We start from the raw sequence: 2,126 nt of genomic DNA on the forward strand, positions 1-2,126 counted from the left end.
AACAAAAATAATAAGTTGTTTATACTGTTCGTATCCTTGCTATTTTTCCCCAAAATGACTAAAATAAAAGACAATAATTGTTCTTAAGGAGGTATGATTTCCATGCGGCATTCTGCTGATCTTAAAGATCTGCTGCACTCCATCCACAGAAAAAGCTATCCGACTTATAAATCTCTGCGTGGAGAGTATCAGTTCCGCGACTATATTTTATCTATAGACCATGTACAGGGAGATCCTTTTGCATCTCCTTCCCATATAAGTATCCGGATTCCCCGCAAAACAGCAGGATTTCCGGAAACTTACTGCAAAAACAGTCTTACCAGGATCACTCTCAGCGACTTTCTTACCCGGCAGTTTGAACAGCAGGTCAGCCGCTTTACCTTCCGTGCAAAAGGCTCAGGAAAAAGCGGTCTGCTTTCTGTCAGCCACTGCGGTCAGGAAGTTCTGGAGCGCACTGCCTGCCAGATTACCGACAAGGATATCGTGTCTCGTTTTTTTATCGGCTTTCCTGCCAACGGACGAACCATCAATGCCACAGAGCTGGAAAAGATCCTGTTTGAATTTCTCCCGGTCTGTGTGCAAAAAGCATTCCTTTACAAAAACCTGAATGCAAAAAAACTGGAAGAAGCCATCTTTCTCGCAGAGGATCAGGCCTATATCCGGGAGCAGCTGAAAAGGAATTCTCTGGCTGCCTTTGTGGCAGACGGCTCCATTCTTCCCAGAGAAAGCGGGATATCCTCCCGTCCTATGCAGGATTCCATCCCTTTCCGGTCTCCGGATACTCTTCGGGTCACCATGACTCTTCCCCATAAAGGAAAGATAACCGGAATGGGCGTTCCGGAGGGTATCACCCTGATCGTAGGCGGCGGATATCATGGTAAATCCACTCTTCTCAATGCTTTGGAGCTTGGCGTTTATAACCATGTTCCCGGTGACGGAAGAGAGTATGTGATCACAAATGATACCGCTCTGAAGCTGCGTTCCGAAGACGGCCGTTTTATCAAAGACACAGACATCTCTCTTTTTATCAATGATCTTCCAAATAAAAAAGACACCTCCTGTTTTTCTACAGAAGATGCCAGCGGAAGTACCTCACAGGCTGCCGGGATCATTGAGGGAATGGAAGCAGGAAGTCAGGTGTTTCTTCTGGATGAAGACACCTCTGCCACCAACTTTATGGTACGGGATTCTTTTATGCAGAAGGTGATCGCCAGAGAAAAAGAGCCTATCACTCCGTTTCTGGAACGGGCAGGAGATCTGTACCACAAAGCCGGAATTTCCACCATTCTGGTTGCCGGAAGCTCCGGTGCCTTTTTCCATATTGCAGACACAGTGATCCAGATGGACAGCTATCATCCACTGGATATTACCCCCATGGTAAAAACTCTCTGCAGCCAGTATCCGCTTCCTGAAGCCTCTGCGCCGGAATTTCATTTTCCACAAAGCTTACGGATCATGACAAAAGCAGCTTCTGCAGCTCCCAGATCTCCCCGCAGAGATTCTGACCGGCCGGACAGACTGAAAACAAAAACACATGGAAAAGACGGATTTTCCATAGGCAGGCAGGATGTGGATCTGCGCTATATTGAACAGATTGTGGATACGGAACAGACAGCTTCTTTAAGTCTGCTGCTGAAATATGCTGTGGAACATCTTATTGACGGAAAACGGACGCTTCCGGAGATTGTAAAATATCTGATTAAAGAACTCGATCAGAAGGGACTGGGATTTTTCAGTAACAAGTCTTATATCTCCTGCGGTTATGCCTCACCAAGAGCCCAGGAGATCTACTCCTGTTTTAACCGTTATCGAAGACTATAACAAAATGAATAGCACAGGGAACAAGTCTCCTTCGAACTCCCTAAGTCCCTCAAGCCTTGAGGAACTTGTTCGGCTTTGCGCACCAGATGCAGACTGCCATAGACAGTCATATTCCGCATAAACAAGAAAACTGCCGCTCCCCCGACGATCTTGCCGGGTGGGCGGCTGTCATTGTTTTCTTTTATTTTTTAGGGAAAGGAAAGAGTTCGGCAGCTCTTCCGGCATTGAAGTGCTGCCTGTTCTTAAAGGGGATTACCTTTAAGACACTTATAGCATACAACATAATTGTGATAAGAGTTTGTATA

The 2,126-nt window shown here is 46.1% G+C and carries 1 protein-coding gene; it reads left to right on the forward strand.

Annotated elements, in window-relative coordinates; all coding sequences use genetic code 11:
* Nucleotides 1-102 precede the first annotated feature (102 nt).
* Nucleotides 103-1,821 carry an ABC-ATPase domain-containing protein gene (locus RDS42_RS14395; protein WP_308784263.1) on the forward strand — a complete coding sequence of 573 codons (1,719 nt, stop codon included), beginning with the start codon at nt 103-105 and terminating at the stop codon, nt 1,819-1,821.
* The last annotated feature ends 305 nt before the right edge of the window (nt 1,822-2,126 follow it).

The sequence above is a fragment of the uncultured Blautia sp. genome (assembly GCF_902497045.1).
GTDB lineage: Bacteria > Bacillota > Clostridia > Lachnospirales > Lachnospiraceae > Blautia_A.